The 15342-nt window shown below is 60.2% G+C and carries 17 protein-coding genes; 9 read left to right on the forward strand and 8 right to left on the reverse strand.

The window, feature by feature from the left end; translation table 11 throughout:
* The first annotated feature begins 87 nt into the window (after positions 1-87).
* Positions 88-1359 (forward strand): SLC5/6 family protein, encoded by a 1272-nt coding sequence (locus tag HMPREF2932_RS01105; protein WP_071409419.1) that lies wholly within the window; start codon positions 88-90, stop codon positions 1357-1359.
* Here HMPREF2932_RS01105 and HMPREF2932_RS01110 read toward each other — a convergent pair.
* The 5 genes from HMPREF2932_RS01110 to prfB are packed head-to-tail and all read right to left on the reverse strand — an operon-like array spanning position 1356 to position 5013.
* On the reverse strand, positions 1356-1712 hold the full coding sequence (locus HMPREF2932_RS01110; protein ID WP_071409420.1) for a DUF488 domain-containing protein: 357 nt from the start codon (positions 1710-1712) through the stop codon (positions 1356-1358). The genes HMPREF2932_RS01105 and HMPREF2932_RS01110 overlap by 4 nt on opposite strands.
* Positions 1713-1722: 10 nt before the next feature.
* Complete coding sequence (gene smpB / locus HMPREF2932_RS01115; protein WP_010189093.1) at positions 1723-2226, reverse strand: SsrA-binding protein SmpB; 504 nt, start codon at positions 2224-2226, stop codon at positions 1723-1725.
* 54 nt (positions 2227-2280) lie between these two features.
* A complete protein-coding gene (ftsX, locus tag HMPREF2932_RS01120; protein WP_071409421.1) occupies positions 2281-3183 on the reverse strand; it encodes a permease-like cell division protein FtsX in 903 nt (300 codons plus the stop codon).
* The gene (gene ftsE / locus HMPREF2932_RS01125) at positions 3184-3873 is read right to left on the reverse strand and encodes a cell division ATP-binding protein FtsE (protein ID WP_071409422.1); all 690 of its coding nucleotides are present in this window, start codon (positions 3871-3873) and stop codon (positions 3184-3186) included.
* A 33-nt stretch (positions 3874-3906) separates the two neighbouring features.
* Positions 3907-5013 (reverse strand): peptide chain release factor 2, encoded by a 1107-nt coding sequence (prfB, locus tag HMPREF2932_RS01130; RefSeq protein WP_071409423.1) that lies wholly within the window; start codon positions 5011-5013, stop codon positions 3907-3909.
* 69 nt (positions 5014-5082) lie between these two features.
* On the opposite strand from prfB, the gene HMPREF2932_RS01135 reads away from it, so the two are divergent.
* Positions 5083-5910 (forward strand): inositol monophosphatase family protein, encoded by an 828-nt coding sequence (locus HMPREF2932_RS01135; protein WP_071409424.1) that lies wholly within the window; start codon positions 5083-5085, stop codon positions 5908-5910.
* On the forward strand, positions 5903-6676 hold the full coding sequence (gene hisN, locus HMPREF2932_RS01140; RefSeq protein ID WP_071409425.1) for a histidinol-phosphatase: 774 nt from the start codon (positions 5903-5905) through the stop codon (positions 6674-6676). The genes HMPREF2932_RS01135 and hisN overlap by 8 nt, the downstream gene beginning before the upstream one ends.
* A 130-nt stretch (positions 6677-6806) precedes the next feature.
* Here the strand turns inward: hisN and HMPREF2932_RS01145 are convergent, their stop codons facing one another.
* The gene (locus HMPREF2932_RS01145) at positions 6807-8009 is read right to left on the reverse strand and encodes a S1 family peptidase (RefSeq protein ID WP_070680304.1); all 1203 of its coding nucleotides are present in this window, start codon (positions 8007-8009) and stop codon (positions 6807-6809) included.
* A gap of 186 nt (positions 8010-8195) precedes the next feature.
* Here HMPREF2932_RS01145 and HMPREF2932_RS01150 point away from each other — a divergent pair, with 186 nt between their 5' ends.
* The 4 genes from HMPREF2932_RS01150 (at position 8196) to HMPREF2932_RS01165 (ending at position 10492) form a co-directional block, all read left to right on the forward strand.
* Positions 8196-8624 (forward strand): NUDIX hydrolase, encoded by a 429-nt coding sequence (locus tag HMPREF2932_RS01150; RefSeq protein WP_070821265.1) that lies wholly within the window; start codon positions 8196-8198, stop codon positions 8622-8624.
* A gap of 25 nt (positions 8625-8649) precedes the next feature.
* Positions 8650-9336 (forward strand): DUF4232 domain-containing protein, encoded by a 687-nt coding sequence (locus HMPREF2932_RS01155; protein WP_070821266.1) that lies wholly within the window; start codon positions 8650-8652, stop codon positions 9334-9336.
* 186 nt (positions 9337-9522) lie between these two features.
* The gene (locus HMPREF2932_RS01160) at positions 9523-10089 is read left to right on the forward strand and encodes a hypothetical protein (protein ID WP_070547131.1); all 567 of its coding nucleotides are present in this window, start codon (positions 9523-9525) and stop codon (positions 10087-10089) included.
* Positions 10090-10183: 94 nt separating this feature from the next.
* Entirely contained in the window at positions 10184-10492 is a 309-nt protein-coding gene (locus HMPREF2932_RS01165) for a hypothetical protein (RefSeq protein WP_070547130.1), read from the forward strand.
* A 7-nt stretch (positions 10493-10499) separates the two neighbouring features.
* Here the strand turns inward: HMPREF2932_RS01165 and HMPREF2932_RS01170 are convergent, their stop codons facing one another.
* Positions 10500-11705: a DUF418 domain-containing protein gene (locus HMPREF2932_RS01170; RefSeq protein WP_246818599.1), complete on the reverse strand. Its 1206-nt coding sequence runs from the start codon at positions 11703-11705 to the stop codon at positions 10500-10502.
* Positions 11706-11764: 59 nt separating this feature from the next.
* Here HMPREF2932_RS01170 and HMPREF2932_RS01175 point away from each other — a divergent pair, with 59 nt between their 5' ends.
* Positions 11765-12211 (forward strand): DUF1990 domain-containing protein, encoded by a 447-nt coding sequence (locus HMPREF2932_RS01175; protein WP_070512087.1) that lies wholly within the window; start codon positions 11765-11767, stop codon positions 12209-12211.
* A gap of 17 nt (positions 12212-12228) precedes the next feature.
* On the opposite strand, the gene HMPREF2932_RS01180 is transcribed toward HMPREF2932_RS01175, so the two are convergent.
* Entirely contained in the window at positions 12229-13191 is a 963-nt protein-coding gene (locus HMPREF2932_RS01180; RefSeq protein ID WP_070701022.1) for a YwqG family protein, read from the reverse strand.
* 103 nt (positions 13192-13294) lie between these two features.
* On the opposite strand from HMPREF2932_RS01180, the gene HMPREF2932_RS01185 reads away from it, so the two are divergent.
* Entirely contained in the window at positions 13295-15271 is a 1977-nt protein-coding gene (locus HMPREF2932_RS01185; RefSeq protein ID WP_246818600.1) for a vWA domain-containing protein, read from the forward strand.
* The last annotated feature ends 71 nt before the right edge of the window (positions 15272-15342 follow it).

The raw sequence follows: 15342 nt of genomic DNA on the forward strand, positions 1-15342 counted from the left end.
TCATAAGCACCCCCTTGTGATTAGCATCAACTTAAACGCTGTTAAGGTGTGTGAGTCCGATACTCCTACTTTGTTAAAGGCTGCAAAGTGAGCACACATACCGAAACCACCAGTTCCCCGGAAGACGCTAAACGCCCAGCAAGCAACACCGAGTGGGCCATCTCGCTCTTCGGCACCGCCGTAGGCGCCGGCATTCTTTTCCTCCCCATCAACGCGGGCAGTTTCGGCTTCTGGCCCCTCCTCGCGGCCACGATTCTGATTGGGCCGATGACATACTTCTCCCACCGCGGTCTGGCCCGCATGATTTGTGCGTCACCACGCCAGGGCGAGGACATCACCGCAGTGGTCACGGACTATTTCGGCAAGAGCGCAGGTTTTATCATTTCGGTGATTTATTTCTGCGCCATCTTCCCCATCGTCCTCATTTATGGCGTTTCGATCACCAATACGGTCAACAGCTTCATCGTCAACCAATTAAATGGACCCACGATTTCACGCCCGCTGTTGGCTTTCCTCCTCGTGGGCATCATGACCATCGTCTTCGCCTTCGGTCAACGCATGGTGCTGGCCGTAACGCAGTTCTTGGTCTACCCGCTGATCTTCTGCCTTGGCGCACTGTCCATCTACCTTATCCCGCGCTGGGATATCGCCTCCTTCATGGAGGTGGGCAACAATGATTGGCGCGTCGTCGGTGCTGTCGCCCTCATCATCCCCGTGCTGGTCTTCTCCTTTAACCACTCCCCCGCGATTTCCCAGTTCTCCTTGGCCATGGTCGCCGCACACGGCCGCGAGAAGAGCTCGGAGAACGCCTCGCGCGCGCTGGCACTAACCGCAATTCTGCTCACCGTATTCACCATGTTCTTCGTGTGGTCCTGCACCCTCACGCTTGGTGCGGACGGTCTCGCCGAGGCCCGCGAGCAAAACCTGCCGGTCCTGTCTTACCTGGCCAACGTCACCGGTGTTCCGGTCTTGGCTTTCCTCTCCCCGATCATCGCGATGATCGCAATTATTTCCTCCTACTTCGGGCACGTGCTGGGAGCTACCGAGGGCGGCAACTTCCTGCTACGCAGCGCCGCTCCGCGCGCCACCGAGAAGCTCTCGGAGAAACAACTCAATTCCATCATGCACGGCATCATCTTTGTCTGTGCGTGGATCGTGGCCATTATCGATCCGTCGATCCTGGGCCTCATTGAGGCCATCGGCGGCCCCTTCATCGCCTCGATTCTCTACCTGCTGCCGATGTATGCCATCCACCGCATCGACGCGCTCAAGCAATTCCGCGGCCGTGCCAGCAACGTCTTCGTCGTCATCACGGGTCTCATCGCCGTCGGCGCCACCATTTGGGGGCTATTCGCCTAGCTCTCCTCTAACCACGCCTTCAACACAGTGGCGTGGTTGACCTCGCGGTCCTTGGCGGCGAAAAGTAGGGTGACGTCGCCAAGCTCAGCAAGCTGGCACAGTTGCTCCAGCTCTTCGCCGTCGTTCTCGTCGAGCTCCGCGCGGTAGCGCCGTGCAAACTCCTCGAAGGCATCGGCATCGTGCCCCCACCACTTACGCAATTCCGGACTGGGCGCGACACTTTTGAACCAGTGGTCATAGGACAGACGCTCCTTGGCCACGCCACGGGGCCAGAGCTTATCGACGAGCACCGCTGCCCCACGCGGCTGCTCATCTTCCCGAATAACGTCATGAACCTTAGCCGTATAAATCATGGCTTCCAGGTTAGGCGTTAATCCCCTTTACGCGGCGGCCCAGCTCGCGGGTGATGTCGCGGTCCTGGTCGCGGCGCTTGATTGCTTCGCGCTTGTCGTAGTCCTGCTTACCCTTGGCCAAACCCAGCTCGCACTTGGCGCGGCCGTCCTTCAGATACACCTTGAGCGGGATCAGCGTCTTATTGCCGTCGCGCACCTGGCCCATGAGCTTGTCAATCTCCCTGCGGTGCAACAGCAGCTTGCGTGTGCGCTTGGGCGAGTGATTCGTCCACGAGCCCTGGGAATACTCCGGGATGTGGAGGTTGCGGATATAGACCTCGCCGTCGTCAATGGTGGCGAAGGCATCTGCCAAGGAGATTTTGCCTTCGCGCATCGACTTAATTTCGGTGCCCACCAGCACCATGCCGCATTCCAGGGTGTCGAGGATGGTGTAGTCGTGGCGGGCACGTCGGTTGGTGGCCAAGGTCGAGTTATTGTCGACGGCCGCCTTTTTCTTCTTTGCCTTCTTCGCCATAGTTCGAACTATATTACGCTACTGCCAGGCACAACCCACAACAGGCCTGCTGACCTATGTCCGCACGTAGGCGCGCATGGTCACCTGCGCGGTCAGTGCAGCGCACAGGATTGCCACAAGCCCCACGATGGGCAGAGCCGTCCACACGTCGCCTGCGGTCACCGGGGCCAGAAGCTGGTTGTGGTACAGGTCCTTCAGCGCAGGATCGATCACCGTGTTCTTTCCTACGATGACACCTACCCCGGCGAGAACGACACCACCGACGGCACCGAGGACCGCCTCCATAATGAAAGGCGCGTGGGTCACCCACCGCGAAGCACCGACGATGCGCATGATCGCGGTCTCTCGCTGGCGCTGATAGGCAGCAATCTGCACCATGTTCGCAATCAGCATGACGGCGGCCAGCGCCATCACAGCAGCCAGGACGAAGGTGGCATTCCGGATGGCGTCGAGGTTGCCGGCGGCGCTGCGCACCTCCTCCTGCTGATCGATGATGTCGCTGACGGCGGGGTCGGACGCGATGGCGTCGATAGGCGCGGTATCCGTCGGATCCTTCAGCCGCACATGGAAGGCCGCCGGCAGCGCATCCGGGGATGTCTCCTCAACCATGACTGGATCGGTTTCCTTGAACAACTCCACGAAGCGCTCATAAGAATCCGCACGGTTGCGGTAGCTCACAGACTCGATGTCTTCATCCGCTTCCAGCTTCTTCCTTAGCCCCGCGCAGACAGAGTCCTTGCACTCCGGATCGGTCGCGGAAATATCTTCGTTGAGCTGGACCATGACCTCGACGCGCTCGAGGTAGATGTCTTTGGTCTCGTTGGTCATCTGGGTCACCAGAACACCGGCCACCACCAGGGCCACCGAAATGGCCGTGGTAATCACCATGGCGATGGTCATGGTGATATTGCGCCCAAGCCCCTTGAAAGCCTCTCTAAAAACAAAGCCCAGATTCACCTAAACCGCCTCCCCGTACATCGCGCTCTTCTCATCGCGCACCAGCGTGCCGTTGTGCAGCTCAATGACGCGCTGGCGGGCCTCGTTAACTGCGCGCGCATTGTGCGTCGACATCACCACGGTGGTTCCGCGGCGGTTGATCTTGGTGAGCAAGGCCATGATCTCCGCAGCCGTGGAGGGATCAAGGTTGCCCGTGGGCTCGTCGGCAAGCAGCAACTTGGGACGGTTAACAAAGGCCCGCGCAATCGCCACGCGCTGCTGCTCACCGCCGGAGAGTTCATGCGGCATGCGGTGCTGCTTGGCACCCAGGCCGACCATGTCGAGGACCTCGGGGACTTGCTTGGCAATCCGCGCCTTGCGTTTGCCGATGACTTCCAAGGCAAAGGCCACGTTGTCATAAACGTTCAGCTTGGGCAGCAGGCGAAAGTCCTGGAAAACGTAGCCGATGGACTGGCGCAGGCGGTTGACCTCGCGCCCCTTCAACGCGTTGACGTGGAAGTCCCCGAAGTAGATATCTCCCGAGCTGACATTGGTTTCGCGCACCATGAGCTGGAGGAAGGTCGACTTGCCGGAGCCGGACGGGCCGATGAGAAAGACGAATTCTCCGTCTTCAATCTCAAAGGACACGTTGTCCAACGCGGGCCTTGTGGAGGTCGGATAGACCTTGGACACATTCTCAAAAGTGATCACTTAAGCCACATTAGCAACATTTGTTACTCGGGCCTAGGCCTCCTGCTGCGCCATACGCCACCGGACCCCGGATTCCAGGAAACCATCGATATCACCATCCAAGACCTTGGAGGGATCCCCCACCTCATAGTTCGTGCGCAGATCCTTGACCATCTGGTACGGGTGCAGCACATAAGAACGCATCTGATTACCCCAGGAAGCATTGCCACCCGCACCCAGCGCATCGAGCTCCGCGCGCTCCTCTTGGCGCTTGCGCTCCAGCAGCTTCGCCTGCAGCACGCGCATAGCAGAGGCCTTGTTCTGGATCTGGGACTTTTCGTTCTGACAGGTCACCACGATGCCGGTCGGGATGTGCGTCAAGCGCACCGCCGAATCCGTTGTGTTGACCGACTGTCCGCCCGGGCCCGAGGAACGGTAGACGTCCACGCGCACCTCCGAATCCGGCACTTCGATGGAGTCGGTTTGCTCCACCACCGGCAACACCTCTACCTCCGCGAACGAGGTTTGGCGGCGGGCTTGGTTATCAAAAGGAGAAATACGCACCAAGCGGTGCGCGCCCTGCTCTACGGAAAGCTGGCCATACATGTATTCGCCATGCACCACGAAGGTAGCGGACTTAATACCGGCTTCCTCGGCATAGGAAATGTCATAAACATCCACCTTGTGGCCGTTTTTCTCCGCCCAGCGCGTATACATGCGCATGAGCATCTCCGCCCAGTCCGCAGCATCCACGCCACCGGCTCCGGAGCGTATGTGGATCACCGCCTCACGCTCGTCGTACTCACCGGACAACATGGTGGTCACCTCGAGTGCCTCGATGGCCGCGCCGAGCTCTTCCAGCTCCGTATCCACGAGCTCCTGGGAGGCCTCATCGCCCTCCTCCTCCGCTAGCTCCGCCATCACCGGCAGATCCTCAATCCGCCCGCGCAGGGACTTCAACTTGCGCAGCTTTGCCTGCTGCGCCGACAGCTCCGAGGTCACCTTCTGCGCATGGTCGGGGTCGTCCCACAGCGACGGGTCTCCCGCTTGGGCCTCGAGTTCGCGCACGCGCTCGGACACCGCCTCCGGGTCCATCACCTTTTCAATGGAGGTCAAGGTGGCGCTGAGTTCCTCAAGTCGTGCTGTTTGTTCCGGACGCATAGCCCCCTACTCTACTTATTCTTTCTCCCTGATTAGCCATCGGCCGCGTTTAGCGCGACAATAGGCGGCATGAGTGACCAGCCAAGCCTCACCGAGATGATCGATGCCATCATCAAGACCTTCATCGTTGCCCACGCGGACGATACCGACGCCCACCTTGCCCAGGCGCTTGTCTATAACGCCGGCCGCCTGGCCTGGCGCCTGCGCGAGCAGGGAGTAGGCATCGAGCAAAAGACCTCCGTCTCCGATGTCGTCACCGACGCCGACTTCGCCGCTGAGCGTTTCGTCGCCGGTGTGCTCGAGGCCCTGCGCGGCGAGGACGGCATCGTGGGCGAGGAGGGCGCGAACCGCGAGTCGAAGTCCGGCCGCACGTGGGTCATCGACCCCGTCGACGGCACCTACAACTTCGCCTCGGGCTCCGACTATTGGTGCTCTGCGCTCGCGCTTGTCGACGCTGAAGGGGTCGCCCTCGGCGCCGTCCACCGCCCCGCCATGGGTTATACCTGGTTCGGCGGCCGCGACCACACCACGAGCTTGGACGGAAAGGACGTCGCCAAGCTCAGCGATGCCCCCGCCGACAAACTGTGCTTGTCGACGTACCTGCACCCTACGTCCATGACCGACCCGAACATCGCCGCCGCGTGGGAGAAGGTGGCACCACACTTTGCCACCGTGCGCATGCTGGGGGCGGGGTCCGTGGATCTCTCCTGCGTGGCGGATGGCACGTGGGGTGCCTGGATGCAGCACTCGGTCAAGAACTGGGATTGGTATCCAGGTCAGGCGCTAGTGCTGGCCGCGGGCGGCGCGGCGCGCAAGGTTGAGGCCGGCGGTGTGGAATGGTGTATCGCGGGTAATAAACAGGTAGTTGATCAGATGGAGGAATGGCTTCGTGGGTAAGTACAAAGAAGACCTCGGCCTGGCGCTGGAGATGGCAGGCCACGCGGACGCCATCACGATGCACCGCTTTGAGGCTGCGGACCTGTCCGTCAAGGAAAAGCCGGACATGACCCCGGTCTCCGATGCGGACCTGGCCTGCGAAAAGGCCATCCGTGAGGCGCTCAAACGCTCCCGCCCGCGCGATGAGGTGCTGGGTGAAGAGTTTGGTGGCGAGGCCTGCTTCGAGGGCCGCCAGTGGGTTATCGACCCTATCGACGGCACGAAAAACTTCGTCCGCGGTGTTCCCGTCTGGGCCACCCTCATCGCGCTACTGGAAGACGGCGAGCCGGTGGTCTCCGTCGTCTCCGCCCCCGCCCTTCGCCGCCGCTGGTACGCGGCCAAGGGCGGCGGCGCCTACCGCGTCTTTGGCGGAGAGCCGAAGCGCCTGCGCGTCTCCGAGGTCTCCAAATTGGAGGATGCTTCCTTGGCCATGAGCTCCTTGTCTGGGTGGCAGCCAAACCGCGACGCTTTCATCTCCTTCACGGACGAGGTGTGGCGTTTGCGCGGCTACGGCGACTTCTGGAACTACTGCCTCGTGGCCGAAGGCGCCGTCGATATCGCCGCCGAGCCGGAGGTTTCCCTGTGGGACTTGGCCGCCCCGGCACTCCTCGTGACCGAGGCGGGCGGCCGCTTCACCAACGTCCGCGGCGAAGACGGCCCCCACGGCGGCTCAGCGCTGGCCTCCAACGGCAAGCTTCACGACGCCGCCCTCAGCGCCCTCTCCTAGCGCCGTGCGGCGCCGCACCCCAGCGTCATCCCCCAGCGCCGGCCCGCGAACCGCACTCCGCAGGTCATTTCGATCAAATAAGGCCCCAGATCGTTAACGATCTGGGGCCTTAAATGTTAGAAACGTACTTCTAGTTCTCCGGAATCGTGAATCCGGAACCCACGCCCTCGCGGCGGTTCAGGTCCGCGATGATGGCATCGGTGTTGGACACGACCGTCGGGTTGTGCAGCGCACCCTGCCACGGAGTGCGGCAGGACGGCAGCCCCGGAATCAGACCACGGGATACCGAGCCAACAATGCGGCCATTGTGGAAGACCGGCGCACCGGAATCTCCAACCATGGCGCACACCTGGTTGATGGTGATCTTTTGGCTGTGCTGGAAGGTCATGCCACAGGTGCGGCCGGTAGCCACGCCGCGCTTGCAGGTGATGTCACCCGGCTGGGTGGCCCCACCAATCCCGTACGCGGTCACACCGTTGTAGCTGCGAGTCACCTCTGCCTGGGAGCCGAACTCGATGAGCGAGTAGTCCAGCTGCGCGTTCTTGGACACCACGGTGCCGGTGGGACCTACCTGCCAGGAATCCGCCGAAGACACCGGATCACCCACGTTGCCGCAGTGACCGGCAGTAATCCCGACCTTGCGGCCTTCAGCATCCGTGCCGGCAGCCGTCAGCGTGCACATGGTGTCCTCACGGATGTACAGCGGGGTACCCGGGCCGTACAGCGACTTGCCTTCAGTCATCGCAACATTAGATTCCTCGGGAATCTGGGGCGCATCGTAGAAGGAGCCGGGTACCCGGTGCAGAACATAGTCCGCGTGCGGTTTACCGGCCGCAATCTTGGAGAACAGGTCGTTCTTCCACACGTAGTTCGGATCAGTACCCTGGGGCACGAACTCCGGCTGCGTGGCCTCCTCCAGCAACCCGATGGGAGTCGGGTTCGTCAGCGGTTCACCCGTGATGGCATCAGCGCCGGCATAGTCCTGCTGCTCGGACGGGGCCGGCAGCTGCGTCTGCAGGTTCGCCTGCTCCGCGACGCGCTGCGCCGCAGGAGAATTCACGGCTCCTTCGACCGCCTTGTTCACATCCTTCGATGCCGCTGCGGCAGCCCCGTTGACGGCGGTGTCGACGGCGTCGGTCAGCGCTGCGTCCACTGGCTTGGTCTCAATACCAACGGACTTCAGGTCCGCGCGCACTTGGTCAACAAAACCAGCCGAATCGATCTCCGGGATGGTGGGGAGCTCCTGGGCACCCGCCGCTGGGTTACCCAGGAAGAACGCACCTGCGAAAGCCGAGCCCACGAGGACTTTCTTAAGGTGCGGAATTTTTCGCATTGAGCAATTCCTCTTTCACTTCTTCTCGTATTGGTCTATAAGACCTACCCATGATGGCACGCGCATCGAAGCGGCCGTTTCTAACGTGTGAGACTGTGTCCAACCCGTTACATTACTGACAGTTTTCGGGTGCCCCCTCCCTTCTTTCACCGCCTCCCGACCCCGACGCGGCCCTACTATGGAGGCATGTCTGAGACCTCCAATTCTCCTTCACCCGCTGCAGACATTGAGGAAATTGTCGCCGTTGTTCTGCGTGATACCCACGGCCGCGTGCTCGTCCTCCGCATCACCTCCACCCCGGAGTTTGTCCTGCCGTATGGCTCCATCGATGACACGATCAATCCCGCCCACGCAGCCCAGCTCATCGCTCACGAGGCCATACGTGCCGTGGTCGATATGTCCAAACTGCGCCGGCTTGCTACCTACATCTCCCCGGCCGCCAACGACGCCCCACAAACTATCCACGCACACGTCTATGTCTACGAAGAAGAAATCTCCGTGGCACACCCGGATAAGGAGATCGCTGAGCTGGCGTGGGTCGATCCCGCTGCCCCGGATGTCGATGTCGCCCCGTTACTCAAGGAGAGGGTATTCCCCGCCTTGCAGGAACTCTAGCCTCCCAAGTTTTAGACTCCACCCCATGACTACGCAGCGACTACTCCCCGTCCTCGCCGCCGGTTCTCTTGCCCTTGCACTGGCCGGCTGCGCCACCGATGACAGCACCGACGCCACGCTTTCCGACGTCTCCCCTACAACCACCCAGGCCGCCGACGCCGAATCCGGGGCTCCAGCACCCGTGGCTCCGCAATCGCCCGAGGCCGATGCTCCGGCCCCAGAGGACTCCCAACCTGCGGCAGGCGACGACGCTGAATCCACTCAGAACACCGACCCGGCCGCAGCTGGCAACGAATCCTGCGCAACGGCCCAGCTCGATATCGGCTTAGCCGATGAGCAAGGCGCTGCCGGTTCGCATTTGGCGGATATCACCTTCACCAATACGTCTTCCGAACCCTGCACTTTGCACGGCTTCCCCGGTGTTTCCGCCGTCACCAACGATGACGGCACCCAGCTTGGCGCCGCCGCTGTGCGCGAAACCGGCAAGGAAGCAACAACCGTCACGCTTCAGCCCGGCCAGTCGGCCCGCGCGGGCCTCAAGATGACCAACGTTGGGGTCCTCGACCCGGCTTCCTGCCAACCCCAGGCTGCCGACGGCTTGCGCGTGTACCCACCCGGCGAAACCGCCAGCGCTTTCATCCGCGTCGAAGGCCTCGAAGGCTGCGCCAGCGATGCGAATTACCTCTCAATCCAGCCGGTCTCCGCCGCCTAAAGCCCACCCCCGGGGGGGGATTAGAAAATAGACCTTTCAACGTAACTGGCCGCAAATCATGCAACTCACGCCCCTCACGTAACAAACTTTTAAAGTTGATCTCCCAAGCTATTGCACAGCAATCACACAGGAGGCATTATAAATCTGCCACATACTGGCGATTCTCTTCTCTCTCAAGGAGCTCTCATGATTCATCTTTACAGGCTTGAGCAAACCCTGCCGCAGATTATTGGTGCCATTATCACCATCATCGCCATCATCGCCGGTGCCGTTAACGGTGCTGGCAGCTCGCACTCTGGCCCCGGCAGCACGACCCAACCGGCTCCGCGCCCATCAGTGACAAGTGAGAACCTTGTTCAGCCAAACTCGAGCCAGTACCTGCTGAACATGGACTACGTCAACAGCATTACGGTCAATGGCCAAACCATTTCCGACACCATGGTCCGTACCCGCACCACATCGGACAGTGAAGCGTACGTCGGACGAGGCGATCTGAATGGCAAGTACAACACCCTGACCTTTAGCCTTGCTTGGGATGAGAACATCAAGCGCAGGGAGGGCAACGACTCCGCCATCGTGAAGGTCTACCTCGGCAAGAACCGCGCAGAATACGCGAAGTCTTACGTTGTTAGGCCCGGTCAGGTAGTAAACTCTGGCCCCATCAACATCAGCGGGCTGGACAAGGTAATTGTTGAGGTGGAGCCTATTCACGGTCCCGGCCTTGCCATCTTTAACGCACGCCTCCACCGCTAATCACTAGTTTCCCGATGACCCAGAACGGTTTGGTTCTGGGTCTTCTCTTTTGTCTCAGCAGCTAAATCATCGACGACAGCCTACAATCGCGGCCATGGAATCCAAGAAGCTGACATCGCTGGTCTTTGGGAACGTAGTGCTGGAATCGCATATGACGAAGACGATTATCGTCGTCTATTCCGACGACATGCGGTCATGGTACTTCCGGCCGAGCCCATATACGGAGCTCAAGGTGCCGCTCGATGAGCTGCGGGGGAAGCTGAGCAGAGAACGCGCGGAGCTCATCTCAGAGCGCATTTTTGATAACGTCAAGCTGGAGCTCGAGGAAAGCTACCCCGGAGGCGTCGTCCGCGCCCAAAAAGATCTCTGCGGCTGGCTCTTGCATGAGGAATCAGCCGCTTAAACCATCGTCAGGCCGGTGTACCTGCTGATTTAGGCTCTATGCGGCCCGTTGGACCGTATGCCAGCCGGCGATGCGCCCACTCGAATGGGCCGGGTTTGCCCCAAGCCTCAAGCAAAGCGGCAAGAAGCAGCGTCAGGACAAAGACCAACAGACCGATTCCGAGCTTGCCACTCACCGAAGCATCCGCTCCCAGACCGAAGCCAGCCGGGGTAACCAGGACAATGAATAATATCGACTGCGCAATGTAGCCCGACATTGAACGCTTGCCCAGCGCTACAAAAGCATAGGCCCACCCGGGAACACGGTTGTTGAGGTTCTCTGTGAGCAGTGCCAGTACAGCCAGAATGCCCGGCCCAGTAAGAAAACCGAAAGCTTGGTTCAGCATGAAGAAGACCGGTTCCAGTTCTATTGGCAGGACACCAGCGGCAGCAAGGCCCCACGGAAGCCCCACAAAGACGATGACCACGCCTGCGATGACAACCCAGGTGACTAGGGTGCGGCGGTGCGCAGAAACGCTGGCCAGCACACCCTCCCGCGCCCAGATGTACCCGATGAGCAAAGCGCCTACGAGCCCCACGAAGACGATGGGGACCTGCCCCAAAGCAGCAACCTCACCGCGCAGGTTGCGGGCAAAGTAGTCGCCGAAGGTGACAAGGTCACCGGTCATCGGCCGCGAACTGGGCAGAGGACTGAAGTAACCACAATAGGCTCCCAATGCACCCGAACCGGCGAAAACCGCATAGCCGCCAAAGAACCAGTAGGCAATGCGCCGCAGCATGCGCGTCGAAAGCGTAAAGCACCAAGCCAAAGCGATGCCCATGAGGCCATAGAACAGCATGATGTCACCGTCGAAAAGCACGAAGCCATGCGCCAGGCCAAAGACCGCCAGCAGCCCGTAGCGGCGTACCAGAATGCGTCTGGATTCCGTATCGGTGTAGCCCTTGCGGTGCAGGCTGGCAGCAATGAGACCAATGCCGAATCCCAACAGCATGCAGAACATGGGCAGGCCACGTACCCGAACAACCATGGCCGTAAATACCGCGGAGAAAATGTTTAAAGTGCTGCCGGGGCGCACACCACCCACGGTGGAGCTGGGACCTATCGACCAATCATTGACTACCCAGCTCTGCACAGCATTCGCCATGGCGATGCCCAGTAGGGCCGTTCCACGCGCGAGATCCGGCACGATGAGCCGTTGTCGTTTCTCCTGCATACACCCTATTTTACTCTTCTCAAGCATCATCTAAGGGCCGTTTGACTAGGCTAAGTCCCATGCCTGAGCCACTGTCCTACTCCTCCACCGAGGGCTTCCCGCAGCTCCACATGTCCCGTGTCATCGATGCCGATTTCGATACCGCCGCAGACAAACTGTTCCGCTGGCGCCTGCAGCGCAGCGGTCTTTTTCGGGTTCGCCCCAGCCACGCCACGGTGGAAGAAGGCGCGGAGGTCGGCCTCGGGTTGGGGCCGTGGGAGTTTCGCTGCCGGGTAGTAAAGGTGTTCAAGGAGCCTGGACGTTGTGGATTTACGTACGGCACCCTCCCCGGCCATATCGAGCGCGGCGAGGAAACCTTTACGCTGGAGCTCCTGCGGGATGGGCGCACGCTGCTGCTTGTCGACGCCTCCTCCCAGCCCGCCCGCCTCACCTTCCTGCGCCCGCTGCTCGATATTCCCCGGCGCGCACTGATCTGGTGGTTTTACCTGCGGGCGCTGGATGAGTGATAGGGATAGCAGCCGCTTTAACCGCAGTCCCAGTCGAAGAGAACCTTGTCGAAGTTACGCGCAGCGAGATCCTCCGGGTGGATGTAGAAGTTTCCGATTCCTCCATCACCCCATTCGAAGGTGCCACCATTATCCACCGTCGCGAGTGTGATGTGCTCATCGCCGATAGGCAGCTTGCTGGGGTTCCAGTAGGTGGCGTAGCCGCCGAGGCGAACCTCGCACTGCCCGTCCTCGAGGTTTACGCGCTCCTCTGATTCCTCAGCGGTGGGATCAACGCTGAACCCCTCGGCTTCAACGCGGGCCACAATCTCATCGAACATTTCCTTCTGGCCGTCCTTGGTATCGCCGGGGAGCTTGGTCGCCTCGATTGTGGTTTCCCCGTCGATAACGCGCCGCGTGATAATGTCCCAGCCGTATGTGTGAACATCCACCAGGTCCTCGCCGCGCCGCAGGAGGGCACGGAGATCATTGTTCCAGAAGGCGGTGCGGCCGAACTCGTGCGCGTTTTCGATAACGCTCAGCTCGCTCAGCTTCCCGTCGATAGTCGTAGCCTCCAGCGGTTCCTCCGCTGGGTGCTCTCCTGAATCCTCTACTTCCTCCGGCACCTCGCCTACGTGTGGGGCGGAAAGATCTTCGAGGTATCGAGCGAAGGGCGTGGAAGTGCGTTCACCTGTCGCCACATACTTGTTACAAAGTTCCATTCCCCATCCGTACTCACCGGGTACGAAAAGCTGAAGGAGGCCGGAGGTAGGGAAACCGGGAAGCGGTTCAAACTCAGCGAAGTTGAACTGGGCAATGAAGAACATGGGCTCGTCGTCGTACTCGGGGTACGGCGCGTGCTCTGGCAGGTACGGGGTTCCGCACAGCTTGGAGGTGGTAGGCGAATCTGGGCGGGAGCTTTCCTCAAAGTCGATGATCGGGCGCGTGGGGACACTGTCGAAGGAATACTTCAGGGCATAAAAGTCATCTTCTGCTGTCATGGGGGCGATTTTAAAAAAGAATCATGCAGGTAGCTCGGGGGTTATTCCCCACCGCCTTTTCGAATGCAAGCGGCACGCAGGCGTTCAATGTAGCTTGGCTCACATGGATAACACGTCACGCTTCTCTCTAACGCCCCTGTTAACGGCGTTGATCGCTGTTCTTGGAACAACCGCTCTTGCCGTTGTATCAGGTCTCCTTCCAGTAGCCGCTGCTGAAGAAGAGACGAATGCCTCCAGTTCCTCTTCGAGCAACATGGCTCCAACCATGGTGGTCTTCGATTCCTCCGGCTCGATGATCACCAACGATGCCGGCGGGCAGACCCGCATTGATGCCGCCAAGGAGGCTGCCCGCACCTTCATCACCGAAGCCGGGGATGACGCCCCTCTGGGGCTTGTCACCTATGGTGGCAACACCGGCGAAGCCCCCGAAGATGAGGCGGCCGGTTGCCAGGACATCACCGTAGTAACACCACCCGAGGCCGGTAACTCTGAGAAGATGATCGCCCACATGGATGGCCTGCAACCGCGCGGCTTTACGCCCATCGGCGAGTCCCTACGCAAGGCCGCGGCCGAACTGCCAAAGGAAGGCCAGCGCAGCATCATCTTGGTCTCCGATGGCGTTGCCACCTGCACCCCGCCACCGGTGTGTGATGTGGCGAAAGAGCTGAAGGAGCAGGGCATCGACTTGGTCATCAACACCGTCGGCTTCAACGTTGAGCCCGAGGCACAGCAGGAACTGCAGTGCATTGCCGACGCCACCGGCGGCACCTACGCCGACGCCTCCGACGCCGATAGCTTGGCCAAGGAACTGAACCGCGCAGCACCCCGCACCTTCAACGCCTACGAGTCAGACTTAGAGGAGATCGAAGGCGGCGAAACCGAAGGTTCCCCGGCCAAGGTAGACCGTGACGTAGAGGCCTTCTCCACCACTCTTCTTCCGACGGAAGGTAAAGGGCACTCGGCTGAATCCACTACCTTCTTCACCACCCCCATTGCTGAAGGCGAGCGCGTTGTGATCAGCGCCAACTCAACGCAAACACCAAGCATCAACAACTTCCGAAAAGGTGGAACTCTGTACTTGGGAATTCACGCAGCCGAGCTATCTTGCGAGCTCGACACCGCTACCGCTGGTGATAACTCGGTAAACCAGTACCAAACAGCGACCTTGTATAGCACCCAGGGTGGTGAAGAGGGCTGCGACTCCGATGAACTTGCCTTCATTATCGAGCGACGAGGTGATTGGAAACAGGATGAGGAGCTCGGCGTAGAAGTGACCATCACCCGCTTTGGCGAGCCGGACATGGAGGGCCAACCAGATCTGGCCGAGGAAAAGACCGAACCCGGCCATGTCACGGCTTCCGGCGACGCCACTGAGGTTACTCCCGGAACGTGGTTTACCAACGCTGCTGAGCTCACCCCACAGCAGCCGGTACGCGCACAGATTGTGCCTGGTGAAACGCACTTTTATCGCATTTCTGCCGAACACGGGCAACAGGTTGCCGGCACGGTCTCCATGGTCGAAGAGGCCGATGACTTTGACAACAATGGGCCGGGTGACGCCCTGATCGTTACCGCGTACAACGAAGCCCGGGCACAGATTCACGTTGAGGGGTCCCACGCGACCATTCAGAAAGACACCAAGATGGATTTCAGCTACCCAGCACCAATCCTCTTTGCCAACCGTTACGGCGGCTCGCACAACGATGGGTCTGGGATGTGGGAAACCGAAAGCGTGTGGCAGGGCGGCGAGCAATACATCGCTGTTAACTACGAGCAGCTCCTGACCGAGCAAGAAATCGACGAAAACACCCAGTTGCCGGTGCTTACTTATGACCTCGTGGTAGACGCCATGGGCGATCCCGTTCCGGAGCCAACTTTTGCACCGGTCAAACTCGAGACCGAGAAGCCCTCTGCGCCAGCAGAAAAAGAAGATAAAGAAGGCACGGAGAACCGCGCGCAAGACAGCGATGACTCATCGCTCTTCTCCGGATTCCCCTTCCTTTTGGTGGGGCTTGGATTGCTAGTCTTGTTCGGTCTCGTTATCGCTCTGGTTGTCGTAATTAGAAGCCTGAACCGCTAACCGCTCTCCCGAAGAACGTCATTCACGGTAAATAGTGCCCCGAATCTTCAAGATTTCGGGGCTTATTTACG

Source organism: Corynebacterium sp. HMSC074H12 (assembly GCF_001813755.1).
Classification (GTDB): Bacteria; Actinomycetota; Actinomycetes; order Mycobacteriales; family Mycobacteriaceae; genus Corynebacterium; species Corynebacterium hiratae.